26 protein-coding genes are annotated in these 23,322 nt (G+C 64.0%); 12 read left to right on the top strand and 14 right to left on the bottom strand.

Features of this window, described 5'->3' with window-relative positions; all coding sequences use genetic code 11:
* The first annotated feature begins 156 nt into the window (after positions 1-156).
* The 5 genes from EA795_RS10025 to EA795_RS10005 all read left to right on the top strand — a co-directional run bounded on the left by EA795_RS10025 (position 157) and on the right by EA795_RS10005 (position 6,276).
* Positions 157-1,347: an NnrS family protein gene (locus EA795_RS10025; RefSeq protein ID WP_058077813.1), complete on the top strand. Its 1,191-nt coding sequence runs from the start codon at positions 157-159 to the stop codon at positions 1,345-1,347.
* A gap of 109 nt (positions 1,348-1,456) precedes the next feature.
* Positions 1,457-2,200 (top strand): SDR family NAD(P)-dependent oxidoreductase, encoded by a 744-nt coding sequence (locus EA795_RS10020; protein WP_014851520.1) that lies wholly within the window; start codon positions 1,457-1,459, stop codon positions 2,198-2,200.
* A gap of 18 nt (positions 2,201-2,218) precedes the next feature.
* Positions 2,219-3,331: a methyl-accepting chemotaxis protein gene (locus tag EA795_RS10015; RefSeq protein WP_205891480.1), complete on the top strand. Its 1,113-nt coding sequence runs from the start codon at positions 2,219-2,221 to the stop codon at positions 3,329-3,331.
* A 243-nt stretch (positions 3,332-3,574) separates the two neighbouring features.
* Positions 3,575-5,026: a cytochrome-c oxidase, cbb3-type subunit I gene (ccoN, locus tag EA795_RS10010; protein WP_122076971.1), complete on the top strand. Its 1,452-nt coding sequence runs from the start codon at positions 3,575-3,577 to the stop codon at positions 5,024-5,026.
* A 110-nt stretch (positions 5,027-5,136) separates the two neighbouring features.
* Entirely contained in the window at positions 5,137-6,276 is a 1,140-nt protein-coding gene (locus EA795_RS10005; RefSeq protein ID WP_065982979.1) for an HPP family protein, read from the top strand.
* A gap of 27 nt (positions 6,277-6,303) precedes the next feature.
* Here EA795_RS10005 and EA795_RS10000 read toward each other — a convergent pair whose 3' ends face one another.
* The 4 genes from EA795_RS10000 to nirJ all read right to left on the bottom strand — a co-directional run bounded on the left by EA795_RS10000 (position 6,304) and on the right by nirJ (position 10,950).
* Positions 6,304-7,164 carry a LysR family transcriptional regulator gene (locus EA795_RS10000; RefSeq protein WP_014851524.1) on the bottom strand — a complete coding sequence of 287 codons (861 nt, stop codon included), beginning with the start codon at positions 7,162-7,164 and terminating at the stop codon, positions 6,304-6,306.
* A gap of 168 nt (positions 7,165-7,332) precedes the next feature.
* On the bottom strand, positions 7,333-8,853 hold the full coding sequence (locus tag EA795_RS09995; protein WP_122076968.1) for a nitrite reductase: 1,521 nt from the start codon (positions 8,851-8,853) through the stop codon (positions 7,333-7,335).
* Positions 8,844-9,680 carry a uroporphyrinogen-III C-methyltransferase gene (gene cobA / locus EA795_RS09990; protein ID WP_122076965.1) on the bottom strand — a complete coding sequence of 279 codons (837 nt, stop codon included), beginning with the start codon at positions 9,678-9,680 and terminating at the stop codon, positions 8,844-8,846. Before cobA ends, EA795_RS09995 begins: the two co-directional genes overlap by 10 nt.
* Before the next feature lie 79 nt (positions 9,681-9,759).
* Positions 9,760-10,950 (bottom strand): heme d1 biosynthesis radical SAM protein NirJ, encoded by a 1,191-nt coding sequence (gene nirJ / locus EA795_RS09985; RefSeq protein ID WP_122076962.1) that lies wholly within the window; start codon positions 10,948-10,950, stop codon positions 9,760-9,762.
* 234 nt (positions 10,951-11,184) lie between these two features.
* Between nirJ and EA795_RS09980 the strand changes: the two genes are divergently transcribed.
* Both EA795_RS09980 and EA795_RS09975 read left to right on the top strand, forming a co-directional pair.
* A complete protein-coding gene (locus EA795_RS09980; RefSeq protein WP_014851528.1) occupies positions 11,185-11,415 on the top strand; it encodes a hypothetical protein in 231 nt (76 codons plus the stop codon).
* 16 nt (positions 11,416-11,431) lie between these two features.
* Positions 11,432-11,659, top strand: a complete 228-nt coding sequence (locus tag EA795_RS09975) for a hypothetical protein (protein WP_125864718.1) — start codon at positions 11,432-11,434, stop codon at positions 11,657-11,659.
* A 20-nt stretch (positions 11,660-11,679) separates the two neighbouring features.
* Here the strand turns inward: EA795_RS09975 and ahbB (EA795_RS09970) are convergent, their stop codons facing one another.
* From ahbB (EA795_RS09970) to EA795_RS09925, 10 genes are all read right to left on the bottom strand, one after another.
* Positions 11,680-12,192: a siroheme decarboxylase subunit beta gene (gene ahbB, locus EA795_RS09970; RefSeq protein ID WP_014851530.1), complete on the bottom strand. Its 513-nt coding sequence runs from the start codon at positions 12,190-12,192 to the stop codon at positions 11,680-11,682.
* A complete protein-coding gene (locus EA795_RS09965; RefSeq protein ID WP_014851531.1) occupies positions 12,167-12,610 on the bottom strand; it encodes an Lrp/AsnC family transcriptional regulator in 444 nt (147 codons plus the stop codon). The genes ahbB (EA795_RS09970) and EA795_RS09965 overlap by 26 nt, the downstream gene beginning before the upstream one ends.
* The gene (gene ahbB / locus EA795_RS09960; protein ID WP_014851532.1) at positions 12,603-13,118 is read right to left on the bottom strand and encodes a siroheme decarboxylase subunit beta; all 516 of its coding nucleotides are present in this window, start codon (positions 13,116-13,118) and stop codon (positions 12,603-12,605) included. Before ahbB (EA795_RS09960) ends, EA795_RS09965 begins: the two co-directional genes overlap by 8 nt.
* Positions 13,115-13,573, bottom strand: coding sequence for an Lrp/AsnC family transcriptional regulator (locus tag EA795_RS09955; protein WP_014851533.1), 459 nt, complete (start codon positions 13,571-13,573; stop codon positions 13,115-13,117). The genes ahbB (EA795_RS09960) and EA795_RS09955 overlap by 4 nt, the downstream gene beginning before the upstream one ends.
* 1 nt (position 13,574) lies before the next feature.
* Entirely contained in the window at positions 13,575-14,750 is a 1,176-nt protein-coding gene (locus tag EA795_RS09950; RefSeq protein WP_014851534.1) for a cytochrome D1 domain-containing protein, read from the bottom strand.
* Positions 14,747-15,088, bottom strand: coding sequence for a c-type cytochrome (locus tag EA795_RS09945; RefSeq protein ID WP_043942501.1), 342 nt, complete (start codon positions 15,086-15,088; stop codon positions 14,747-14,749). Before EA795_RS09945 ends, EA795_RS09950 begins: the two co-directional genes overlap by 4 nt.
* Positions 15,089-15,109: 21 nt before the next feature.
* Entirely contained in the window at positions 15,110-15,424 is a 315-nt protein-coding gene (locus tag EA795_RS09940) for a c-type cytochrome (protein ID WP_014851536.1), read from the bottom strand.
* A 371-nt stretch (positions 15,425-15,795) separates the two neighbouring features.
* Positions 15,796-16,671, bottom strand: a complete 876-nt coding sequence (locus EA795_RS09935; RefSeq protein WP_043942716.1) for an ethylbenzene dehydrogenase-related protein — start codon at positions 16,669-16,671, stop codon at positions 15,796-15,798.
* Between the two features lie 47 nt (positions 16,672-16,718).
* Positions 16,719-17,321, bottom strand: a complete 603-nt coding sequence (locus tag EA795_RS09930; RefSeq protein ID WP_014851538.1) for a NapC/NirT family cytochrome c — start codon at positions 17,319-17,321, stop codon at positions 16,719-16,721.
* A 68-nt stretch (positions 17,322-17,389) separates the two neighbouring features.
* Complete coding sequence (locus tag EA795_RS09925; protein WP_014851539.1) at positions 17,390-19,069, bottom strand: nitrite reductase; 1,680 nt, start codon at positions 19,067-19,069, stop codon at positions 17,390-17,392.
* Between the two features lie 394 nt (positions 19,070-19,463).
* On the opposite strand from EA795_RS09925, the gene EA795_RS09920 reads away from it, so the two are divergent.
* The 5 genes from EA795_RS09920 to EA795_RS09900 all read left to right on the top strand — a co-directional run bounded on the left by EA795_RS09920 (position 19,464) and on the right by EA795_RS09900 (position 23,305).
* A complete protein-coding gene (locus EA795_RS09920; protein ID WP_014851540.1) occupies positions 19,464-20,273 on the top strand; it encodes a CbbQ/NirQ/NorQ/GpvN family protein in 810 nt (269 codons plus the stop codon).
* Complete coding sequence (locus tag EA795_RS09915) at positions 20,257-20,844, top strand: cytochrome c oxidase subunit 3 (RefSeq protein WP_014851541.1); 588 nt, start codon at positions 20,257-20,259, stop codon at positions 20,842-20,844. Before EA795_RS09920 ends, EA795_RS09915 begins: the two co-directional genes overlap by 17 nt.
* Positions 20,845-20,854: 10 nt before the next feature.
* Positions 20,855-21,106 (top strand): cytochrome C oxidase subunit IV family protein, encoded by a 252-nt coding sequence (locus EA795_RS09910; protein ID WP_014851542.1) that lies wholly within the window; start codon positions 20,855-20,857, stop codon positions 21,104-21,106.
* A gap of 327 nt (positions 21,107-21,433) precedes the next feature.
* Positions 21,434-21,874, top strand: coding sequence for a c-type cytochrome (locus EA795_RS09905; protein WP_014851543.1), 441 nt, complete (start codon positions 21,434-21,436; stop codon positions 21,872-21,874).
* A 3-nt stretch (positions 21,875-21,877) separates the two neighbouring features.
* Positions 21,878-23,305 carry a cbb3-type cytochrome c oxidase subunit I gene (locus EA795_RS09900; RefSeq protein ID WP_014851544.1) on the top strand — a complete coding sequence of 476 codons (1,428 nt, stop codon included), beginning with the start codon at positions 21,878-21,880 and terminating at the stop codon, positions 23,303-23,305.
* The last annotated feature ends 17 nt before the right edge of the window (positions 23,306-23,322 follow it).

The raw sequence follows: 23,322 nt of genomic DNA, 5'->3' as shown, positions 1-23,322 counted from the left end.
CCCCTCGCCTCGGTAAAAAGCTGATTGCAATCAAGTCTGTCGAGGCCGCCTACCCTGTAGAAAGTAGTCCTGGCTCCCGCATTGGCTGGAGCGTCGTTTCCGCTGCGCAGTGACGCTTTTGCGCGGCGGGCTTAGAAGAAACCCTGGAGGCCTTCCGTGCAAGTAGTCGACCGGCGAAAAGCCCTGAGTATCCCGCCTGTCTGGCGTCTCGCCTTTCGTCCCTTCTTCCTCGCTGGCAGCGTCTATGCGCTGCTGGCGATTCCGCTCTGGGTCGCGGCCTGGACGGGTTTCTGGCCCGGCTTCCAACCCACTGGCGGCTGGCTGGCCTGGCACCGTCACGAAATGCTGTTCGGCTTCGCCATGGCCATCGTCGCCGGCTTCCTGCTGACCGCGGTCCAGACCTGGACCGGTCAGGTGGCGCCTTCCGGCAACCGCCTGATGGGCGTGGCGCTGATCTGGCTGGCGGCGCGCCTGGGCTGGCTGCTCGGGTTGCCGGCGCCACTGCTGGTGCCGCTGGATCTGCTGTTCCTGCTCGTCGTCGCCTGGATGATGGCGCGCATGCTCTGGGCCGTGCGGCAGCAGCGCAACTACCCCATCGTGGTGGTGCTGACGCTGATGATCGGTGCCGATGCGCTGATGCTGGCCGGCGTGCTGCAAGGCAATGACGCGCTGCAGCGCCAGGGCGTACTGGCGGGGCTTTGGCTTGTGGCGGCGCTGATGGCGCTGATCGGCGGCCGGGTGATTCCTTTCTTCACTCAGCGCGGCCTGGGGCGTACGGCGCAGGTCAAGGCCTGGCCCTGGCTCGACTGGTCGCTGCTGGTCGGCAGTGCGCTGATCGCGCTTCTGCATGCATTCGGTGTGGCGCTGGCGCCCCATGCACTGATCGGGCTGCTGTTCCTGGCTATCGGTCTGGGGCATCTGCTGCGCCTGGTCCGCTGGTACGACGCCGACCTCAGAAAGGTGCCGCTGCTGTGGTCGCTGCACCTGGCGATGCTCTGGCTGGTGGTGGCCTGCTTCGGCCTGGCGCTGTGGCATTTCGGCGTGCTGGCGCAATCCAGCCCCGCTTTGCACGCGCTGAGTGTGGGGTCCATGAGCGGGCTGATCCTGGCAATGATCGCGCGCGTAACCCTCGGTCACACCGGCCGGCCGTTGCAGCTGCCGGCGGGCGTGGTCTGGGCCTTCGTGCTGTTCAATCTGGGCGCCTTCGCACGCGTATTCCTGGCGACCGCATGGCCTGTGCCGGGGCTCTGGCTGGCGGCGATCTGCTGGGCGTCGGCCTTCGCGCTGTATGTCTGGCGCTACGCACCGATGCTGGTCGCCGCGCGGGTCGACGGGCATCCGGGCTGAGGGCGATGCCGGCCCTTTCAGGTCTTCCGGCGAGAGTTCCAAACCGCTGTCCGTTCCCGGAGGGGAGGGGCAGCTTGCGGCTCGGCAATGTCGAGCATCGGAGATGATGATGAAAAACGATTTTCAGGATCGCCTGGCGGTCGTCACCGGCGCCAGCTCGGGCATAGGACTGGCGCTGTGCACGGCACTGCTGCAACGCGGCGCCCGGGTGCTGTCGATGTCCCGCGCGCTGGGCGGACTGGAGCCGCTGCTGCAGACCTACGCGGAGCAACTGGTCTGGCTGGCGGGCGACGTGACCGTGCCGGCCGACTTGCAGGCCTTGCGGGCACGCGCCGCGCAGCTGGGGCAGGTCGATTATCTGGTGCCCAATGCCGGTATCGCCGAGCTGGCGGATGGCCTCGACATGGCGGCGTTCGATCGGCAATGGGCGGTCAACGGAGCGGGTGCGTTGAATACGCTGGGAACGCTGCGTCATGAGCTGGCGAAGTCTGCCTCGGTGGTCTTCATCGGTACCTTCCTGACGCGCTCGACCTATCCGGGCCTGGCGGCCTACATCGCCAGCAAGGCGGCGTTGGCGGCGCAGGCCCGTACCCTGGCGGTGGAGTTCGCGCCGCTGGGCGTGCGCATCAACATGGTTTCGCCCGGCCCTACCGCGACGGCGATCTGGGGCACCCTGGGCCTGTCGGACGAGCAGCTCGAGGGCGTGGCCGATGGCATCGCCCAGCGCCTGCTGCCGGGGCATTTCCTGGAATCGGCCGCGGTGGCCAACGTGATTCTGTTTCAGCTGTCGCAAGGAGCGCGTGGCGTCTACGGTCAGGATTGGGTCGTCGATAACGGCTTCACCCTGAGCTGAAAGAGCGAGGAACCCTCGATGCTGTTTGGATGGAAGAAAACGGCGCGCAAGCTGCAGCAGGAACAGGATCGTCTCCAGGCGACCTGTAACGAGCAGCGCTCGCGGATCGCCGAACTGGAGCAGGAGCTGGAGGCCGCCAGGCAGGCCAATCGAACCAGCGGTCGGCAGTTCGATTATTACCGCGGCGTGGCCGGCAACCTGATTCGCTTCAGCCACTCGATCGCGCATCTGGGGGATTCGTTCGAATACCTCACCGAACAGCTGGGCCAGAACAAGGCGCATGCCGAGCAGGTGGCCTCGGCGGCACTGAGCAACCAGAAGCATTTCGGCGAGCTGCAGAGCAAGGCTTCGGACATGGAGAGCGGGCTCAACCAGGCCTCGCACAAAGTCGACACCCTGGCCGGCCATTCCAAGGAGATCAACGGGATCGTCGATCTGATCAGCGGAATCGCCAGCCAGACCAACCTGCTGGCGCTCAACGCCGCGATCGAGGCCGCCCGGGCCGGTGAGGCGGGGCGCGGCTTCGCCGTGGTGGCCGGGGAGATTCGCAGCCTGGCGGAAAAGACCGCGCTCGCCACCGAGGACATCGTGCGCAAGATCGGCGAAGTCCAGGCCGAAATCGCCAGCGTTCACGACTACATCCAGTTGCAGGGCAAGCTCGCCCAGGGTTTCAGCCAGACCACCGAGCTGGCCGTCGGCGCCATGCGGACCCTGCATCAGCTGGCCGGCAGCATGCGGCATGGCATCGACAATTCGTCGTTCCGTGCCGGTATCGAACTGGCCAACCTCGACGAGTTGTCACTCAAGTTCGTCGTCTACAACCAGCTGCTCGGCAGCGATACCCAGGGCAGCGCGCAACTGCCCAGCGAGCGCGAATGTCGTTTCGGCCGCTGGTACTACGGGGAAGGCAACCGCGAGATGCAGGACCTGGAGCACTTCCAGCGGATCGAGCGGCCGCACACTGCAGTGCACGATCAGGGCCAGGCCGCCATCGATGCCTTCCAGGCGCAGCATCTGGAGAAGGCATTGCAGCATCTCGAGCAGATGGAAGAAGCCAACCTGGAAGTGATGCGCATCGTCGCCGCGGTGGTAGAGCAGTACGGACGTCAGGCCTGCGCGGCGATCGCCTGAAGCCGCGCATCGCTAAACAGGCGCTTCACATGCCGCCAAAGCGTTACCGTATATAGCAAAAAAATTGCGCTATAACGGCAACACTATTCATTAGAGATAACTCAACGGTCGGTCGACAATGGGCGGCATTCCCAGTCGACGCGGCCGCTTGCCGCGCTCACGAACCTGACCTCACGAAGGAGTGGCAGGTGCGCGGCATGCCTGTGTTTCCCAGGCGCGTGCGCAGTTGCCTCATGCACGTCCATGATCGAAGCGTCCACATCGGCATCTCCCCTCTACAACTACCGCGTCGTGCGTCAGTTCACCCTGATGACGGTGGTGTGGGGAATCATCGGCATGGGCCTGGGCGTGTTCATTGCGGCGCAACTGGTCTGGCCGGTATTGAATTTCGATCTGCCCTGGACCAGCTTCGGTCGCGTACGGCCGATGCACACCAACCTGGTGATCTTCGCCTTCGGCGGTAACGCGCTGTTCGCGACCTCACTCTATGTGGTGCAGCGCACCAGCCGTGTTCGCCTGATCTCCGATAGCCTCGGCGAGTTCGTCTTCTGGGCCTGGCAAGCCGCGTGCGTCGCCATGGTGGTCAGCTACGCGCTGGGCTACACCACCTCCAAGGAATACGCGGAGATGGAATGGCCGATCGCCGCCTGGGTGACCCTGGTCTGGCTGGCCTATGCCTACCTGTTCTTCGGCACCATCGCGTATCGCAAGGTCAGCCACATCTACGTGGGCAACTGGTTCTTCGGCGCCTTCATAATCGTCACCGGCATGGTGCACGTGATCAACCACGCGCTGGTGCCGGTGAGCCTGATGAAGTCCTACTCGATCTATTCCGGCGCCACCGACGCGATGATCCAGTGGTGGTACGGGCACAGTGTGGTGGGCTTCATTCTCTCGGTGGGCTTTCTCGGCATCATGTATTACTTCGTGCCGAAGCAGGCCGAGCGGCCGATCTATTCCTATCGCCTGTCCATCGTGCATTTCTGGGCGATCATCTCCCTGTACATCTGGGCCGGTCCGCATCACCTGCACTACACCGCACTGCCGGACTGGGCGCAGAGCCTGGGCATGGCGATGTCGGTGATCCTGCTCGCGCCCAGCTGGGGCGGCATGATCAACGGCATGATGACCCTCTCCGGCGCCTGGCATAAGCTGCGCACCGATCCGGTGCTGCGCTTCTTGGTGGTGTCGCTGGCCTTCTACGGCATGTCCACCTTCGAAGGCCCGATGATGGCCATCAAGACCGTCAACGCGCTGTCCCATTACACCGACTGGACCATCGGCCACGTCCACGCTGGCGCCCTCGGTTGGGTAGCGATGATCTCTATCGGCTCGCTGTATCACCTGATTCCGCGGCTCTACGATCGCAAGCAGATGTACAGCGTCGGCATGATCAACGCGCACTTCTGGCTGGCCACCATCGGCACCGTGCTCTACATCGCCTCGATGTGGGTCAACGGCATCGCCCAGGGCCTGATGTGGCGTGCGGTCAACAGCGACGGCACCCTGACCTACTCCTTCGTCGAGGCGCTGGAAGCCAGCCATCCGGGCTACATCGTTCGCCTGATCGGCGGCGGTGCCTTCGCTTCGGGGATGCTGCTGATGGCGCTCAACACCTGGCTGACACTGCGCCACACACGCAGCGAAAGCCGCTCGCTCCAAGGTTCGCAGCCGCTCGTTGGCAGTGGTGTCTGAACCCCCTTTTACGCGTTGCTAGTGCGCGGCCCAGGGAAGGGCATTTTTTTCGGCGCCGGTAACGCACCCCAGCAGTTCCCACTCCAGTAATCCCCACTCAAGCAGAAAACATGCAAGACCGCCTATTGCTCTGGTGCCGTTCGTTCGCGCCCGCTCCCCTGACTGCCCCACCCAAAGAATGGATCCGCGTCGCCCTGGGCATCGCCATTGCCCTGGCGATCGCGCTTTCGTTCGGCATCTGGTTGTTCGGTGCGGCCGTGATGTTGCCGATGGCGGCCCCGGCGGCGGCGTCGGCCGTGCTGCTGTTCGCGGCCTCGTCCAGCCCGTTCGCACAGCCCTGGTCGGTGCTCGCCGGCAGCCTGGTGGCGACGACGGTGGGCATCAGCCTCGGGTTGAGCGGCTTCGATCCGGTGACGGCGGCTGCCATGACCGGCGCGCTGGTGCTGCTCTGCCTGTTCTGCCTGCGTTGCCTGCACCCTCCGGCGGCGGCGCTGGCGATGGTCGCTGCGGTCGGCAGCGCCGATTTGCATGCGCTGGGCTATACGCTGTTGATCCCGGTGGCGTTCGTGTCGCTTCTGCTGATCTCGGTGGCGCTGGTCTACAACAACCTGACCGGGCATGCCTATCCCAAGGGGCGACCCAACAAGGAAAACATCCACCACACCCGCGATCCGCTGCCGGGCGATCGGCTGAGCTTCACCGAGGACGACGTGACGCGCGCGCTCGAGGATTTCGGCGAGTACGTCGACGTGACCCGTGACGACCTGGCGCAGCTGATCAAGCAGACCGAGAAGCATGCCCTGCGCCGCAGCATGGGCGAGATCACCGCGGCGGACATCATGTCCCGCGATCTCTACTGGAGCACGCCGGATGCCTTCATCCAGCAGGCCTGGCAGACCCTGCAGCAGCACCGCCTGCGCGCGATGCCGGTGCTGGAGAAGGAAAGCCACAAGCTGATCGGCATCGTCACCCTGGTGGACCTGCTCAAGCATTTCCGGCCGAGCCCGGCGGGCGTCAATTTCGGTCAGCTGAAGTTTCTGCGAGGCACCAAGCTGCGCGCGATCATGAGCAGCCCTGTGGTCTCGGTGAGGGAGGACGCGCACATGGCCGACCTGGTCTTCATGCTGTCGGACCGGGGCCTGCACTGCCTGCCGGTAGTCGACCAGCAGGAGCGGCTGGTGGGCATGATCACCCAGACCGACCTGATCGCCGCGCTGTACCAGAACTGGCTCAAGCATCTACCGGACTGATGGTCGGCGCCTGGGCGCGGACCTTGGTCAGATCTCGTAATACCAGCGCGACCAGTCGTAGTCGTCCCGCGCCACTTCGCGCAGCAATTCCAGGGCCTTGTTCAGCGCCGGGGATTCGCTGGCGCGCGAGTAGACCAGGTACACCGGGTAGGAGAATTCCGGCGCCTGTTCGACGCGCTTGAGAATGCCTTCGTCCAGGTAGCGCTGCACCACGCGAGTCCGGAAGTAGCCACGCCCGCCGCATTGCAGGAGGTATTGCAGGGCCATCGGCCCCAGGCTGAAGCTGAGTGGCGAGCGTGTATGGTCGGGCAGCGCCATGTCGTGCTGCTTGCCGAATGCCGTTCCCCAGTCGACATACAGATAGGGCTCGGGATTGGCCGTCTGCACCACCTGGATCAGTTTTTCTTCGAGCAACTGTTCGACCTGCAGCCCCGGTCGGTATTCGGGGCGATGCACCAGCGCGGCATCCAGTACGCCCAGTTCGAGTTTCTCCTGCAATTCGCCGTCGCTGGCGACTTCGGTGCGCAGCGCGTGGCTGGGCATGGTCTGCCGCATGCGCTGCAACCAGGCCAGCATCAACGGGTTGCACAGGCTGACCTCGGCGCCGATCGACAGCAGGTCGCCATAGCCCTGCGGCAACGGCAGATCGCGCCGCGCCGCTTCCCAGGTCTGCACCAGTTGCGTCGCATAGGCGACGAACCGCTCGCCATCGGGTGTCAGCTTCGCGCCTGCCCGATTGCGCACGAACAGCCGGCAGTTGAGCTGCTGCTCCAGGTTGCGTATGCGTGCGGTGACGGCGGTCTGGGTGATGTGCAGGCGATCGGCGGTGGCGATGAAGCTGCCGCTGCGGATGATCTCGAGAAAGGTGCGGGCGAGATCGATATCCATGCTGTGCTCGTATCAGGGAAATTGATATGAGAGCACTTTGAGATGAAAAGTTGAAGCTGAAAGGCCGATTAAGAGCGCTGGAGGCTGAAAGCTGGACGAAAAGGCACCCCTTGGAGAGCACCGATCACGCCCAGCCTCAGGCTTCCAGCGCTTTATCGTCTCTTGCCGCTAATGCGAGGTGCCTTCGGCGAATTCGATCTTGTTGCCGACGTTGTACTTGCCCGAGGGCTTGTTCATCGGGATGCGCTTGATCTCCTCCAGGGTGTCACTGTCGTAGACGATCAGCGCGCCGTCGGTGTCCCAGACGCTGAGCAGCAGGTGCTTGCCGTTCTTGGTGAACTCGACGTGCGCGGCGTTCTTGCCGGGCATCGGGCGCAGGGTGTGGGCGACTTCCAGGGTCTGTTTGTCGATCAGGTGCACGGCATCGTTGTTGGGGCCGAAGAACACATCGGTCCAGGCGTACTTCGAATGCTCATGGCTGCGCATGAAGAAGCCCGGCCCTTCGGTGGGAATCTCCTTGATCAGCTTCCAGCTCTGCATGTCGAGCACCGAGATCAGGCCCTTGCTGACATTCGGGGTGGCGAATACCCATTCGCCGCCGCGTTTCCAGTAGATGCCCGAACCCAGGTGCGGCATGCCGGGCAGCGGGATGTCGGTGACCGCCTTGCGGGTGTCGAGGTCGATCACCTGGCCGCCATGGGCCTTGCGCGAGGTGGCGAGCAGGTGGCGGTAGTCCGGGGTGAAGGAGAAATCATCGAGAAAGTCCGCGGCTTCGATGCGCCGAGGTTCGAAGTCCGGCTCGCCGGCATAGGAAAGCTCCCAGGCTTCCTTCACATCCTTCAGCGCGACCACGAAGCTGTCGCGCGGTGGCGCGGTGTACACGGCGCTGACCCGGGACGGTGTGCCGTCCAGACCCACCGCGGGTATGTGCTTGACCAGCGACAGGTCGCGGGCGTCCAGCAGCACCAGGTTGCCCGGCAGGTAGTTGCCCACCAGCACCCAGCGGCCGTCGTTGCTCACGGCCAGGTTGCGGGTGTTCAGCCCGGCGCGGACCTCGGCGACCATCGTCAGGTTATGCAGGTCGTAGACGCTGACCCAGCCATCGCGCGAGGCGAAATAGACGAAGCGCCCGTCCGGCGAGAACTTAGGCCCACCGTGCAGAGCGAAATGCGAGGGGAAGTTGGCCAGTTCCTCGAAGCGATCGCCGTCGAGAACACGCACGTGATGATTGCCGGCCTCGACCACTACGAACAGGTTGAGCGGGTCGGCGCCGTGTTGCGGACTGTCGGGCAGCTTGGCGACATCCGCCAGCATCCGGTGGCTGGCGCGAATGTCGGCATCACTCCAGGTCGGCGGCATGGCGGAAGGCCGATAGAGGTAGCTGACCAGGCTGTCGATCTGCGCTGCGTCGAGCAGCGACGAGTAGGCAGCCATCTGGCTCGCCGGACGGCCGTCCCGGATGACCTTGCGCGCCTCGTCCGGCTTGATCCGGCCAAGGCTCTCCGGCAACAGCGCAGGGCCGGCGCCACCGAGGCGATCGACGCCATGGCAGCTCTGGCAGTACTGCTGGTAGAGCGCATGGGCATCGGTTGTCTCGGCGGCAGCGGCACGCGGAATCGCCATGTCGAGCGCGACGAAGGTGGCGGCCGGCAGCGCAGCCGCGGCCAGCAGGGCATAGATCAGCCGCATATGGCCTCCGCGTGTCCGGCACTGTCGCCATGCAGGCGGGCGGGGTACTGGACCTGCCGGCCATCGAACAGCCCGACCACCTTGCCGATCACCGTCAGCGTCGGTGGCGTCAGCTGCTGCTCCTCGGCCATGCTCGGCAGTTGCTTGAGGCTGCAGCGCACCACCTGCTGGTCCTGACGGGTGCCATTGCCGATCAACGCGGCTGGGGTGTCCACCGGCAGGCCGGCGGCGATCAGGTTGCGCGAGATTTCGCCGAGGCTGCCCAGCCCCATGTAGAACACCAGGGTCTGGTTGCCCTCGGCCAGGGCGTTCCAGGGCAGGTGCAGCTCGCCGTTCTCCTGCAGGTGGCCGGTGATGAACTGGCAGGAGTGCGCCAGGTCGCGGTGCGTCAGGGGAATGCCCGCATAGGTGCTGCAGCCGGCCGCGGCGGTGATGCCGGGCACAACCTGGCAGTCGATGCCACGTTCGAGCAGGAACTCCAGCTCCTCGGCGCCACGGCCGAAGATGAAGGGATCGCCGCCTTTCAGGCGTACCACGCGTTTGTCCTGCCGTGCCAGGTCCGCCAGCAGCTGATTGATCTGCGGTTGTGGCAGGCTGTGGTAGCCGCTGGTCTTGCCGACATAGTGGCGGCTGCAGGCGGTGGGCAGCAGCGCCATCAGGTCATCGCTGACCAGGCGGTCGTAGACCACCGCATCGGCCTGTTGCAGCAGGCTCCAGGCGCGCAGGGTGAGCAGGCCCGGGTCGCCAGGACCGGCTCCGACCAGGGCCACCTCGCCGGGGGCGAACGGGGCGCTCAGCGAAGCGGGGAGTGTGATTGGCTGGTCCATGCGGACTCCTGTGATTCTCATCAGGTTGACGGTTGCGCTTGGCTGAGTACGGTTCTGACGACCGCTGGGTGTGACTGATTTACAGGGCACTGATTTCCACGCTGGGGATGCGTACGGGAAGCGGCAATCCGATTTCCTCGTCGCTCAGGTAGCAGCCGGGATCTTCCGCCCACAGGTCACCGGCGGCCCAGGCACGGGTGCGGGTGTTGCCGTTGCAGATCGGCAGCCAGCGGCATTCGGCGCAGCGCCCACCCACGGCGCGCGGGTGCTGGCGCAGCTCGCGCAGCAGCGGCTCGGGCTCATCCAGCCAGAGTTTGCGGAAACTCTGCCGGCGCACGTTGCCGACGGTGTGCTGCCACCAGTAGGTATCGGGGTGCACATCACCGATGTTGTCGATGTTGGCGATACCGTTGCCCGAGGCGTTGCCGCCCCAGGCGCGCAGCATCTGCTCCAGGCGGTCGCGATGTTGCGGCAGGCGCTCCTCGACCCACTGCAGCAGCAGGATCGCGTCGGCGTCGTTGTTGCCGCTGACGAAATCGGTCTCGCGGCCGTTCTGCACGTCGTCCCAGGCCTGTTCGAACAGCTGGCGCATGGCGTCGCGGGTCATCTGGTGATGCGCGTCGGCCTTGCGGCTGCGCTTGCCGCGCCCGCTGTAGTTCAGGTGCGAGAGATAGAACTTCTGCACGTCGTGCTCGCGCATCAGCGCCAGCAGGGCGGGTAATTGTGGATAGTTGTTCTGCGTAAGCGTGGTGCGCAGCCCGACGCGAATGCCGTGTTGGCGGCACAGGTCGATGGCGTGCATCGAGGCGACGAAGCTGCCCTGGAGCTGGCGCCATTCGTCATGAACCGCTTCCAGGCCGTCGATGCTGATGCCGACATAGTCGTACTGCGCCGCAGCCACCTGCTCGATATTGCGCTCGTCGATCAACGTGCCGTTGGTCGACAGCGCCACGAAGAAGCCCTTTTCGCGGGCATGGGCGGAGAGCTCGAAGATGTCGTCCCGCAGCAGCGGCTCGCCACCGGAAAGGATCAGCACGCGCACACCGGCTTCGTGCAGATCGTCGATCACCTGCAGGGCTTCGTCAGTATCCAGCTCGTCGCGAAATTCGCTGTCGGCGGAGGTGGCATAGCAGTGCTTGCAGGTCAGGTTGCAGCGCCGCAGCAGGTTCCAGATGACCACCGGTGGGCGTGTGCCGCCGGCGCTGCGGGCGCCCAGCACCGGCAGGGTCGGCCGGGCCAGGGCACGCAGGTAATGGCTGATTCTCAACATCGGGTGTCTCCTCAGGAAGCGGCGGCTTCGTGGGTGAATCGATGGCTGCAGCATTACCGAGGCGGTGGGAGAGGTCCTTGATCCGAAACAAATAAAGGCTGGTAAGCAAGGCGGGTGGTTGGTCGCAGGCCTCTCCAGCGCTGCGTTGCTTTTCGGCTCGCAACGAGATCGCCGTCAAGCTCAGCTAAAGATCGCTTCGCATAGACTGGCGCAGCTTGAATGCCGAGGTGATCCATGGGTACTGGAGAGTTCGTTGCGCTGTACTGCCTGAACAGCCTGTTCTGGAAATGGATCATCAGTTGGGGTGGCGCGCACTGGCTCGAGGGCTGGAAAGCCATGGCCTTGCTGGAGTGGTTCGCCTGGCCATGGAACGCCGAGCAGATCCGCCTCTATGCGGTCGTGATGTGGGGCTTTACCACGCTGGTTTTCGTGGTTGGCCTGTTCAAGCCCGAATGGCGGTTCTGACAGGCTCGGTGGTTGCGTGGAATTTCTAATCAGCATGCTCGTGCAATACGTCGGGTATGTGGTTTCCGAGCTGATCCTGAGCACCTTCTTCTTTTTCTGCGGCTGGCCAGTGGTCCGGCTTTTCACGCTGGGCCGCTACCCGACGCACGCCCGACCGGACGGCTCGCGAGCGGACAGCTACGTGTGCTGTGTCGGGTTGGTGGTGTTCTGTCTGCTGCTCCTGGCGCTGTGCAGTCAGTTCTGACGTCAGCGACGTGTCGCTGACTAGCGGCGATTGCCTAGGCGCAACCCCGTCTTCTTCAATATCCGGCTGCTTACCAGCATCTCGTCCGCTCGGCACGCATCGCCGAGCAGTTGGCGAATCTGTGCGCGGTATACCTCGATTTCCTCAGCACTGCGGCCATGCACCATGGCGAACAGGTTGTAGCGCCAGCCTTCGCGGCGGGGGCGGCGGTAGCAGTGGCTGACGAAGGGTTGTGAGCCGAGCAGTGGGCCGAGGCGAGGGAGATGGGCGTCGTCCACGTCCCACACGGTCATTCCGTTGTGCTTATAACCCAGGCGGTAGTGGTTGGGCACGGCGGCGATGCGGCGGATGGCGCCGTCTTCCTGCAGCTGGCGCAGCAGGGACAGCACGGCGTCTTCTTCAAGGTCCAGGTGTTCACCGATCCAGGCCCAGGGATTGTCCACCAGCGGCAGGCCGGACTGGGTGAGTTTCACCAGGCGGCGCACCAGGTCGGGATCAAACCGGCTATCAAACTGAGAAGTGCAGGCCGACATGGTAGGTCTCCTCCTTGGGCAGGTTGAGTACCGGCAGGCCCGTCTGTGCCTCGATGTGGGCGATGGTTTCGGCGATGCCTTCAGGGGTCGCGCAGCCCAGTACGAACCACATGTTCCACTCGTGCTCGCGGCGGTAGTTGTGGGCGACTTCGGGCAGGGCGTCGAGCTGTGCGGCCACGGCGTCGAAGCGTTCTTCCGGCACGGACAGGGCGGCGAGGGTGAAGGCGCCGCCCAGGCGGTCGATGTCGAACATGGGGCCGAAACGGGTCAGGGTGCCGTCGTCCAGCAGCGCCTGAACCCGCGCACGCAGGGTGTGCGGATCGCTATCCAGTTCGTTGGCCAGCGCCTGCCAGGGCTGCTTTACCAGCGGCAGGCCATGTTGCAAGCGGTTGATCAGTCGGCGGTCGAGGTCATCCATGGGCCAGCTCCCGGGCAGCGGGTGGAGCATAGCGGCCACCGCACTGTTTGAAGGCGCGGGTGCTGAACAGCAGCTGGTGCGGCACTTCGCTCAATCCGTGTTCGGCCAGCAGGTTTTCGATCAGTTGGCAGACCTGTTCGCGCTCGCGGCCGTGGACCATGCAGAACAGGTTGTAGGGCCAGTCCGGCAGGCGGCGCGGGCGCTGGTAGCAGAGGTTGATGCCGGCGGCCTGGCCGAGACGTCGGCCGACTTCGTCGACCTGATCGTCGGCGATGTCCAGCACCAGCATCGCATTGGCGCGAAAACCCAGCGCGCGATGCTTGAGCACCAGGCCGACGCGACGGAACAACCCGTCCTCGCTCCAGTGCCGGACCTGTTCGAGCACTGCCTGTTCGCTGGCGCCGATGCGTTCGGCCAGCATCCGATAAGGACGGGCGGCAAGCGGCAGGCCCGCTTCGAGCAGGCTGCGCAGCTGCATTGCCTGCGAGTGGTCGAGGGTGCCGGTCATGGCGCATCTCCAATGGGAAAGCCGAGGTCGATGCGGTAGGCGCATTCCATCGGCAGGTCCAGCGGCGTGAGGCCGGTTTCCGCCTCGATCTGCGCCAGCAGAGCGTCCAGGTGCGCGCGGTCAGGGCCCGTGACCACGAACCAGAGGTTGTAGTCATGCTCGCGCAGGTAGTTGTGGTTGACCTCGGGGAAGCTGTTGATCCGCGCTGCCACCGCTTCTACGCGCGCCACTGGCACGGCGAGCGCCACCAGGGTGCTGGCGCCGGCGCGGCTGTGCTCGAAGACGGGGCCGATCCGGGAAAGCCCGCCGCTGCGTTCCAGCTGCTCAAGGCTGGCGAGGATCTCTTCTTCGCTGCACTCCAGCGCCTCGGCCATGGCGCGGTAGGGCTCGGCGCACAGTGGCATGCCGTGCTGGAAGCGGTCGATCAGGCGGCGGCTGAGGCTGTCCAGTTGCATGTCACAACCCCGTCTCGTGGGCGCGGCTGCTGAAGAAGATGCCGCTCGGGCTTTCCGCCGGCAGGCGCTTGAGCAGTTTCAGCGTGTAGGGGTCCCAGACCTGAATTTCGCCGCCGTCGCGCACCGACAGCCAGAGTTGGTCGCCGCGCGCGGTGAACTCCATGTGCAACACGGCAGGGCCGGGCTCCAGGGTGGCGATGATGTCGTGGGTTTCGCTGTCGATGACCTGGATCTTGCCGTTGTCCGGATGGGCGAAGTTGACCCAGATCTGTCGCGCATCTGGGCGCGCCATGACGAAGATCGGCTGGCCGGCGACGTCGATGGCACCGGTCTGTTGCCAGTTCTCGCTGTCCATTACCAGCACGCGATGCTGGCCGATGGCGGGCACGAAGGTCTGGTTGCCGGCCACGGTCCAGCCTTCCAGGTGCGGCATCTTATAGACCGGCAGTTTCTGCTGGCCACGGCCGTAGCCGTCGAGGATGCGTTCGACGCCGCGCTCGGGGTGCCAGAGGTCGAGCTTGGCCATGCCGTCCTCGCCGAACAGGCCTGCGATGTAGTAACGACCCTCCGGCGTGAGCAGCGCATCGTAGGGCTGGTTGCCGATGTTCTCGAAACGGCTGATCTGCGGCGTGCGGCTCTGGCTGAAGTCCAGCAGCCAGGTTTCGCCGGTATCGAACAGGCTATAGATGAAGCGTTGGCCCGGTACGTCGGTGACGCCCACCACGCGGGAATTGCGGCTGCCGTCGGCCAGCGGCGTGGCGGGAATGTCGGCGATCTGCTCCAGGGTCTGGGCGTCGAAGACCTTGACGCCTCCCGGCTCGTAGTTGCCCACGGCGATCAGACGGCCGTCCTGGCTGATGGCGCCGCCGATGCTGTTGCCGCCCTGGATCACGCGCTTGTCGATGCGCTGGCGCAGCAGGTCGACTTTGGTCAGCCCGCCGTCGCGGCCGAAGACATAGGCGAAGCGCTGGTCACGGGAAAACACCACCGAAGCGTGGGACAGGTCGCCCAGCCCCTCGATGCGCGCCAGGCTGCTCATGCCGCTGCTCTCGATCAGTTGCAGGCTGCCGGTGGCGCGTTCCACCACCACGCCCAGGTCGCCGGTGCCGCGCAGGGGTTGTTGCGCGCAGGCGCAAAGCAGGCCGGCCGCAGCCAGCAGCAGGAAGGGACGGATCATGGCTTTGGATATCCTTCGAGAAGCAGATCGACCAGCCAGACGATGTCCTGCTCGTCGAGCAGGGCATTCCAGCCGGGCATGGCGGTGCCGGGTCTTCCGTGGGTCACGGTGGCGATGAGGCTGTCGCGGGGTTTGCCGGCCAGTGCGTCGCGGGTGATGGCGGGGCCGAGGCCGCCGGTCATGCGCAGGCCGTGACAGGAACCGCAGTCCTGCACGAGAAGGTGTTCGAGTTGAGCCTGGCGTTCGGCATCAGGTGCCGCGGCCAGGGCTGCGGGAATCAGGAGGAGGGACGCCAGGGCGAGCCCCAAACGTGATACTGCGTGTCGGGACACTGTCATGACGTCCTCCAGGACGCTAGGTTACTTCTGGCTAAGAACCCACTCGGCGAGGATCTTGGCTTCTTCTTCGGTTACAGCGTTTGGCGGCATCGGGATCGGACCCCAGACGCCCTGGCTGCCGTTCTTGATGTGGCCGGCAAGCAGGTCGGCTGCGCCTTCCTGGCCCGCGTATTTGGCGGCGACTTCCTTGAATGCCGGGCCAACCAGCTTGGCATCGATGCTGTGGCAGGCTGCGCAAGGCTTGCTCTTGAACAGCGCTTCGCCGTCCTGAGCAATCGCCGGTTGCAGCATCAGCGCGCCGCTCAGGGCGAACAGCGGAACCAGGATTTTTTTCATGAGTACTTCCTCAAGGCTAATTGAGGGGAGGATCTGAGCCCGCCCCGGTGGAAAAACCCAGCAACAAATGTACTGGGTGGATGCACGTTAAATTTACCGATATGGGTAAGCAACCTTTTGTTCCGGATCACTGTTTCCATTCGCAGGCGATGCATCTCCCGGCGCAAATGTCATTGCGGCGACGGGGTGAGCATGAGCCAGCGCGGTCGGGTGAGTCCTTGACTGGGATCAACCTAACAGACCGTTGAAAACCCGTTGCGTTGGCGACGTGGCATTGCAGCGGCCGGTTACGGCGCAAGACGCGTCTTGCTGAGAGGTGGAAATGGAACGGGCCGGCGTCGTGCTGGCCCGTCATTTCCCGGGGGAGGGGGTCAGAGCTTGGTTGCGGTGATGTCGCCTTCGGCATCGATACCGAGCTTGTAGCCGAGGGACACATGGTGGAACCGCCCTGAGGTGGCGTCATCATGGATCGCGAAGCCGAAGTTGTAGGTGTTGCCGGGCACCAGCGCGACATCGCCTTCACCGCCGGTGAACTTGCGGGTGAATACCACGGACCAGGTATCGCCTTCGAGCTTGCCTTCGGCCCCTACCAGCGCCTGGCCACCTTCCATTTCTCGGTGATCGGCGACATAACCGTCGAAGCTCTTGTTCTCGCCGCTGCGCCACTGGTTCAGGTCGTAGTAGATACCGCCCGCCAGCGAGCCGTCCTTGACGTACTTGGTCTTGTTGGCGTCCGCGCCGGGCATGGTGCGGGCGTCGCCGTGGCAGCTGGCCCAGCAGCCGGCCTGACCGGCCAGTTCGACCTTGTCGCCTGCCTCTAGCATGTAGGCGATCTTCATCGGGTTCAGCTCATCCATCGGCGCGCTGCCGGAAGCCGCCGGCTGCTTCCAGGAGAAGCGCAGGTAGAGATTCTCACCATCATGGGCGGCCTGCACGGTCGTGCTGATGAACGCGGCCTTGCCGGGAATGGGCGAAGGTTCGATCTTCTTGCCGCTGACCATCTTCTCGCCCATGTCGGCGATCTCTTCGGAGTGGCAGGCGGCACAGGTCTCGCCTTTGCGCAGGACGCGCGCGCCACCGTGCTCGGTGCCCTTGGTGATCCATTCGACCGGCGACACGCCAGGATAGAACACGCCGGTTTCGATTGCTGGTACGGCGCTCCAGTCGGCGGGCGCGGCAGCCAGGGCATTGAATGCCGTGAGCGCCAGTGCGGCGCTGATAGCGTTGGCCATCATGATCTTTTTCATCTTCGGTTCCTCATCTTCGATGGTGCTGGCCCGCCTGGACCGGCCGATCACTCTTCGTCTTCTTCGGTCATGCCTTCGGGTAGATGGTGGGCGATCCCCTTGTGGCAGTTGATGCAGGTCATGTTGTCTTCGGCAGCCATCTTGTGCTGCACGCGCGCCCGTTGTTTCTGCTTGTCGGAGCTCATGCTCTCCAGGCTGTGGCAGTTGCGGCATTCGCGCGAATCGTTGGATTTCATCCGCGACCATTCGCGGCGCGCCAGGGTCAGGCGCTTGTCCTCGAATTTCTCGCGGGTATCGATGGTGCCGATCAGCTTGCCCCAGAGCTCCTTGGAGGCCTCGACCTTGCGCACCATCTTGTGCGTCCACTCCTTGGGCACGTGGCAGTCCGGGCAGGTCGCCCGTACGCCGGTGCGGTTGGAATAGTGGATGGTTTCCTTGTATTCGGGATAGACGTTGTCGCCCATCTCGTGGCAGGAGATGCAGAAGGTTTCGGTGTTGGTGGCTTCCATGGCGGTGTTGAAGCCGCCCCAGAAAATCACCCCTGTCGCGATACCGACGATGAGAATGGCCCCGAGCGAGTAGCGCGTACTCGGCCGGCGCAGGAATGAAAGGCGGCTAGCCTTCGGTTTCGGGTCTTTGTGGTCTGTCATGGGTGCGATTCCCTGGCCAGCTCCCCCGCGCCAGGCACGGGGGAGTCGGCATGCCGTTCTCGGGCGGGTTAGTACACGTCGTTCATGGTGTTGAACACGTTGAACTTACCGGTCGGAGTGACGACGGCCGGGTCGGTGATGACGCGCTTGAGCTTCAGTGTCTTGTCGTCATAGATCACGATCGCGGACTGGTCGGTCTTGCCGCCCCAGAGGGAGATCCACACTTCGTCACCCGCCTTGTTGTACTCGGGCTGCACAGCGCGGCGGATTGCCTTGCTTTCCGGCAGACCGGAGTCCTTGGCGACGTTGAGCTGGGTCGGTGCCTTGCTCAGGTCGTTCATGTCGAACACGTACACCGATTCGGCTACCTCACGCTCCGGGTTCATCGGCGCGTCGGCCCAGAAGTGCTTCGACTTCGGGTGGGTCTTGACGAACAGGTTGCCGGCGCCCGGCATCTTCAGCTCCTGCACCACCTTCCAGTTGTGCTCCTTGTACTTGGCGTACTTGGATTCATCCGAAGGCGTGGAGATGAGGGACACCACGTCGTCGCCCAGGTGGCCGGTGGACCATACCGGGCCGAACTGCGGGTGCACGAAGTTGGCGCCGCGTCCCGGGTGCGGGATCTTCGCGGTATCGATCAGAGCTGCCAGCTTACCGGTCTTGGTATCGACTGCCGCGACCTTGTTGGAGGCGTTGGCGGCGACCATGAAGTAGCGATGGGAGGCATCCCAGCCGCCGTCGTGCAGGAACTTGGCGGATTCGATGGTGGTGGTCTTGAGGTTCTTGATGTCGGTGTAGTCGACCAGCATGATCTGCCCGGTCTCCTTCACGTTCACCACCCACTCGGGCTTGATGTGCGAGGCGACGATGGACGCCACGCGCGGCTCGGGGTGGTACTCGCCATCGACGGTCTGGCCGCGGGTGGAGACGACTTTCATCGGTTCCAGAGTCTCGCCGTCCATGATCGAGTACTGTGGCGGCCAGTAGGTGCCACCGATCAGGTACTTGTCTTCGTAGCCCTTGAACTTAGAGACGTCCACCGAGCGGGCATCGGAGCCCAGGCGAACGGTCGCGACGGTGGTCGGTTCCGGATACCACATGTCGATGATGGTGGTCAGGCCATCGCGGCCGACGGTGTAGACATAGCGGCCGGAGGCGGACAGACGCGAGATGTGCACCGCGTAGCCGGTATCGAGGATCTTCCAGATCTCGTGGGTATCACCGTCGACCAGCGCGAGCTTGCCGGCGTCACGCAGGGTGATGGCGAAGACGTTCTGCAGGTTGACCTTGTTCATCTGCTTCTTCGGGCGTTCGGCCACCGGAACGATCAGGTTCCAGCTGTCCTTCATGTCCTGCAGAGAGAACTCTGGCGGAATGTCCGGCGTGTGCTGGATATAGCGCGCCATCAGGTTGATTTCTTCGGCGGTCAGGATGTCGTCGTAGTTGACCATGCCGCCTTCGGTACCGAAGGCAATGATGTTCTCCAGGCGCTTGGTGCCCAGCTTCAGGGTGCCGCCTTCGATTTTCTTGCCGTCTTCGGTCTTTTCCCAGTGCGGTTCGAGGTTCTTGCCCGTGGCGCCCTTGCGCAGAACACCGTGACAGCCGGCGCAGCGCTCGAAGTAGATCTTCTTGGCGGCTTCTTTTTCTTCCGCGGTCATGTCCGGTGCGGCGGCATGGGCGACGGCCATGCCGAGCATCGACATGCCGGCGAACAGGCCGGCGATCAGAGGTTTACCAATGGTACTCATGGATGTCTCTCCTTTTTGGAGCGCTTGGGGCGGCTCCTGCTAGTTACGGCGATGTGGCAGTTCCCGGGTGCTTTCTTCTTGTGCGCGGTTTGCATCCTAGGTGGGCCTCTTGCGAACGCGCTTGATGGCAGTCAAGAGTCTTTCGGCGACCCCCCGAACGTGACGTCGTGTCGCGGGGAGGCCAGTGCGGGCGAGGGTTGTATGCAGAAACGAAAGGGCTCGGCGAGCCCGCGTACGGCCTGCGCTGCTGGCGGGTGCACGGCCTCGAGAAGGTGCCATTTCAAGCGGGACTTGACCGTAATCAAGCTTCGCCGGCGGATGGCTTGAGAGGGGGCGGTGCGGGGGGTAGTTTGGCGGCAGATGATTAACCAACTGCTGCAGTGAGGTATTGCCAATGAATGCGCCTGTACATCTTGATGTTGGTCTGGATGGCGCTCCGTTCTACCAACCGCAGGCCAACGAAGAGGCGCTCTTCGAGCAGGCCTGGCGCCATGGCATGCCGGTGCTGATCAAGGGGCCGACCGGCTGCGGCAAGACCCGCTTCGTGCAGTACATGGCGCACCGGCTGAATCTGCCGCTGTACACCGTGGCCTGCCACGACGACCTGTCCGCCGCCGACCTGGTCGGCCGCCACCTGATCGGCGCCCAGGGCACCTGGTGGCAGGACGGGCCGATGACCCGCGCGGTGCGTGAGGGTGGCATCTGCTATCTCGATGAGGTGGTGGAAGCGCGTCAGGACACTGCGGTGGTGTTGCACCCGCTGGCCGACGATCGTCGCGAGCTCTTCATCGAGCGCACGGGCGAGACGCTCAAGGCGCCGCCGGGCTTCATGCTGGTGGTCAGCTACAACCCCGGTTACCAGAACCTGCTCAAGGGCATGAAACCCAGTACCCGGCAGCGCTTCGTGGCCATGCGTTTCGACTATCCATCCGCGGCCGAGGAGCAGCGCATCGTCGCCAACGAGGCGCAGGTCGATGCTGAGCTGGCCGCGCAGATCGTCAAGCTGGGGCAGGCGTTACGGCGACTGGAACAGCACGACCTGGAAGAGGTGGCCTCGACCCGTCTGCTGATCTTCGCGGCGCGGATGATCCGCGCCGGCATGAGCCCGCGCGAGGCGTGCATGTCCTGCCTGGCCGAGCCGCTGTCCGATGATCCGCAAACCGTTGCCGCACTGATGGATGTAGTCGATGTCCACTTCGCCTGAGGTTTTTGCCAGGTCCGGCCTGCGGTTGCCGGGCGACCTGGCCATGTGGTTCTTCATTCTGGTCGAGTTGTCAGTGTTCGCGATCTTCATTCTCGCGTTTGCCGTCACCCAATGGCTCAGTCCCGAGCTGTTCGCGCAGAGCCGCGCCGCGCTGGACAGTTCCATGGGACTGGCGCTGACGCTGAGCCTGCTGACGTCGGGGCTGTTCGCCGCGCTGGCGGTCGAGCAGGTGCGCGTGTCGCGACCGCTGCGCGCTGCCGGTTTGCTGTTGGCCGCGCTGCTCACGTCCTGCGTCTATGTGGTACTCAAGCTCAACGAGTACGGGCACCTCGCCGAAGCGGGGCTGGGGATGGAGCACAACACATTCTTCACCCTGTACTGGCTTCTCACCGGTTTTCACTTCCTGCACGTGCTGCTGGGCATGGTGATCCTGGGCTGGATGGCTGATCGCTGCCGCCGAGGCGCCTATACCGCGCATGAGCATGCCGGGCTTGAGTCGGGGGTGCTGTACTGGCACATGGTCGACATGGTCTGGGTGCTGCTGTTCCCGCTGGTCTACGTGCTCAACTGACGAGGTTCCGATGTCCGCTTCGAAGGTACTGATCTACTGCTGGGTCGGGCTCGCCGTGCTGTCCATCGGCACGGTGGTGCTGGGCAACGCCGGCTCGACGCTGCTGCTTGCCGCCGGGGTAATGGCCATTGCTCTGGTCAAGGCCTGGCTGATCACCGACGGTTTCATGGAGTTGCGTCATGCGCCTGGGCTCTGGCGGCTCCTGCTGCTGTGCTGGCCGCTGGCGATGGCGGCGGGAATCGTGCTGGCGATGCTGCTGTAGTTCCTGGGGTCTGTTGCCGTTCGTACGCGGCTCGCGACGAAACGGCAACAGACCCTAGGCGCCCCCACAAGGGCGCCGCTCTCTTTCCCCTCTTTTCTTTGCAGCGGCATGCTGGCGACCCATGGTCGCAGTGCCTTCCGCCGCTCCATATTCATGCGTCTGAGATCGCCGCTCGAAGGCTCTGGCTTCGGGCTTCGACGTGCCCGCAGGGAAAACGGCGGCAAGGCTATACCCGAGTGTTGCGTTCAGGTTTTTCTTGATTGCCATCAAGCGTATTTCGATAGGCACCTTCTTAAACTGGCCACGCCAAGCCATGAGGAGGCGACCATGTCCGACACCTTCACCAAGGGGATGGCCAGGAATATTTACTTCGGGGGAAGCGTGTTCTTCTTCCTGGTATTCCTAGGCCTGACCTATCACACAGAGCAGACTTTCCCAGAGCGTACCAACGCTTCGGAGTTGACCGAGGCGGTAGTGCGCGGCAAGGAAGTCTGGGAAAACAACAACTGCATCGGCTGTCACAGTCTGCTCGGTGAGGGCGCCTACTTCGCGCCGGAGCTGGGCAACGTCTTCGTTCGTCGCGGTGAGGATGCGGCCTTCAAGCCCTTCCTGAGCGCCTGGATGAAGGCGCAGCCGCTGGGCGCCCCGGGGCGTCGCGCGATGCCGCAATTCAACCTGAGCGAGCAGGAAGTCGACGATCTGGCGGAGTTCCTCAAGTGGACTTCGAAGATCGATACCAACAACTGGCCGCCAAACAAGGAGGGCTGAGAGATGAGCATCATGAATCCGCATCTCAAATTCCAATCGCAAGCGGTCGCCAAACCCTACTTCGTGTTCGCTCTGATGCTGTTCGTCGGGCAGATCCTGTTCGGCCTGATCATGGGGCTGCAGTACGTGGTCGGCGACTTCCTGTTCCCGCTGATCCCCTTCAACGTGGCGCGGATGGTTCACACCAACCTGCTGATCGTCTGGCTGCTGTTCGGCTTCATGGGCGCGGCCTACTACCTCATCCCCGAGGAAGCGGATCGCGAACTGCATAGCCCGAAACTGGCCATCCTGCTGTTCTGGGTGTTCGCCGCCGCTGGCGTGCTGACCATCCTGGGCTACCTGCTGGTGCCGTACGCGGCGCTTGCGCAGATGACCGGCAACCACCTGCTGCCGACCATGGGGCGGGAGTTCCTGGAACAACCGACGATTACCAAGATCGGCATCGTGGTGGTGGCCCTGGGCTTCCTCTACAACGTCGGCATGACACTGCTCAAGGGGCGCAAGACCGCGATCAGCATGGTCATGATGACCGGCCTGATCGGTCTGGCGGTGTTCTTCCTGTTCGCCTTCTACAACCCGGAAAACCTGGCGCGCGACAAGTACTACTGGTGGTTCGTGGTGCACCTGTGGGTGGAAGGCGTGTGGGAACTGATCATGGGTTCGATGCTGGCCTTCGTCCTGATCAAGATCACCGGCGTCGACCGCGAAGTGATCGAGAAGTGGCTGTACGTGATCATCGCCATGGCGCTGATCTCCGGCATCATCGGTACCGGTCACCACTTCTTCTGGATCGGTGCGCCTGAGGTCTGGCTGTGGCTCGGCTCGATCTTCTCGGCTCTGGAACCGCTGCCGTTCTTCGCCATGGTGCTGTTCGCGCTGAACATGGTGAACCGTCGCCGTCGCCAGCATCCGAACAAGGCCGCTTCGCTGTGGGCCATCGGTACCACCGTGACTGCGTTCTTCGGTGCGGGCGTGTGGGGCTTCCTGCATACCCTGGCTCCGGTGAACTACTACACCCACGGTTCGCAGCTGACGGCAGCGCACGGCCACCTGGCGTTCTACGGCGCCTACGCGATGATCGTGATGACCATGATCAGCTACGCCATGCCGCGCCTGCGTGGCCTGGGTGAGGCACCGGATGCGCGCGCTCAGCGCATCGAGATCTGGGGCTTCTGGTTGATGACCGTGTCGATGGTCGCGATCACGCTGTTCCTGACCGCTGCGGGTGTGGTTCAGGTCTGGCTGCAGCGCATCCCGGCAGACGGTGCCGCCATGTCCTTCATGAATACCGCCGACCAGCTCGCCATCTTCTTCTGGCTGCGCCTGGTTGCCGGCGTGTTCTTCCTGATCGGCCTGGTCTGCTACCTGTACAGCTTCAGGCAGCGTGGTCGAGTGACCGCTGACGTGCCTGCGGCAGCCACCGCGGCCTGAGTCCGACCGCGATATGT

Origin of the sequence: Stutzerimonas nitrititolerans, from assembly GCF_003696285.1 — a bacterium.
Taxonomy (GTDB): Bacteria; Pseudomonadota; Gammaproteobacteria; order Pseudomonadales; family Pseudomonadaceae; genus Stutzerimonas; species Stutzerimonas nitrititolerans.
The sequence above is the reverse complement of the archived record's forward strand: the minus strand, read 5'-3'. Positions and strand labels throughout refer to the sequence as shown.

Coding starts and splice junctions, on each gene's coding strand:
- EA795_RS10020 (WP_014851520.1), top strand. CDS start 1,457: ATGAAAAACGATTTTCAGGATCGCCTGGCGGTCGTCACCGGCGCCAGC.
- EA795_RS10015 (WP_205891480.1), top strand. CDS start 2,219: ATGCTGTTTGGATGGAAGAAAACGGCGCGCAAGCTGCAGCAGGAACAG.
- ccoN (WP_122076971.1), top strand. CDS start 3,575: ATGATCGAAGCGTCCACATCGGCATCTCCCCTCTACAACTACCGCGTC.
- EA795_RS10005 (WP_065982979.1), top strand. CDS start 5,137: ATGCAAGACCGCCTATTGCTCTGGTGCCGTTCGTTCGCGCCCGCTCCC.
- EA795_RS10000 (WP_014851524.1), bottom strand. CDS start 7,164: ATGGATATCGATCTCGCCCGCACCTTTCTCGAGATCATCCGCAGCGGC.
- EA795_RS09995 (WP_122076968.1), bottom strand. CDS start 8,853: ATGCGGCTGATCTATGCCCTGCTGGCCGCGGCTGCGCTGCCGGCCGCC.
- cobA (WP_122076965.1), bottom strand. CDS start 9,680: ATGGACCAGCCAATCACACTCCCCGCTTCGCTGAGCGCCCCGTTCGCC.
- nirJ (WP_122076962.1), bottom strand. CDS start 10,950: ATGTTGAGAATCAGCCATTACCTGCGTGCCCTGGCCCGGCCGACCCTG.
- EA795_RS09980 (WP_014851528.1), top strand. CDS start 11,185: ATGGGTACTGGAGAGTTCGTTGCGCTGTACTGCCTGAACAGCCTGTTC.
- ahbB (WP_014851530.1), bottom strand. CDS start 12,192: ATGTCGGCCTGCACTTCTCAGTTTGATAGCCGGTTTGATCCCGACCTG.
- EA795_RS09965 (WP_014851531.1), bottom strand. CDS start 12,610: ATGGATGACCTCGACCGCCGACTGATCAACCGCTTGCAACATGGCCTG.
- ahbB (WP_014851532.1), bottom strand. CDS start 13,118: ATGACCGGCACCCTCGACCACTCGCAGGCAATGCAGCTGCGCAGCCTG.
- EA795_RS09955 (WP_014851533.1), bottom strand. CDS start 13,573: ATGCAACTGGACAGCCTCAGCCGCCGCCTGATCGACCGCTTCCAGCAC.
- EA795_RS09950 (WP_014851534.1), bottom strand. CDS start 14,750: ATGATCCGTCCCTTCCTGCTGCTGGCTGCGGCCGGCCTGCTTTGCGCC.
- EA795_RS09945 (WP_043942501.1), bottom strand. CDS start 15,088: ATGACAGTGTCCCGACACGCAGTATCACGTTTGGGGCTCGCCCTGGCG.
- EA795_RS09940 (WP_014851536.1), bottom strand. CDS start 15,424: ATGAAAAAAATCCTGGTTCCGCTGTTCGCCCTGAGCGGCGCGCTGATG.
- EA795_RS09935 (WP_043942716.1), bottom strand. CDS start 16,671: ATGAAAAAGATCATGATGGCCAACGCTATCAGCGCCGCACTGGCGCTC.
- EA795_RS09930 (WP_014851538.1), bottom strand. CDS start 17,321: ATGACAGACCACAAAGACCCGAAACCGAAGGCTAGCCGCCTTTCATTC.
- EA795_RS09925 (WP_014851539.1), bottom strand. CDS start 19,069: ATGAGTACCATTGGTAAACCTCTGATCGCCGGCCTGTTCGCCGGCATG.
- EA795_RS09920 (WP_014851540.1), top strand. CDS start 19,464: ATGAATGCGCCTGTACATCTTGATGTTGGTCTGGATGGCGCTCCGTTC.
- EA795_RS09915 (WP_014851541.1), top strand. CDS start 20,257: ATGTCCACTTCGCCTGAGGTTTTTGCCAGGTCCGGCCTGCGGTTGCCG.
- EA795_RS09910 (WP_014851542.1), top strand. CDS start 20,855: ATGTCCGCTTCGAAGGTACTGATCTACTGCTGGGTCGGGCTCGCCGTG.
- EA795_RS09905 (WP_014851543.1), top strand. CDS start 21,434: ATGTCCGACACCTTCACCAAGGGGATGGCCAGGAATATTTACTTCGGG.
- EA795_RS09900 (WP_014851544.1), top strand. CDS start 21,878: ATGAGCATCATGAATCCGCATCTCAAATTCCAATCGCAAGCGGTCGCC.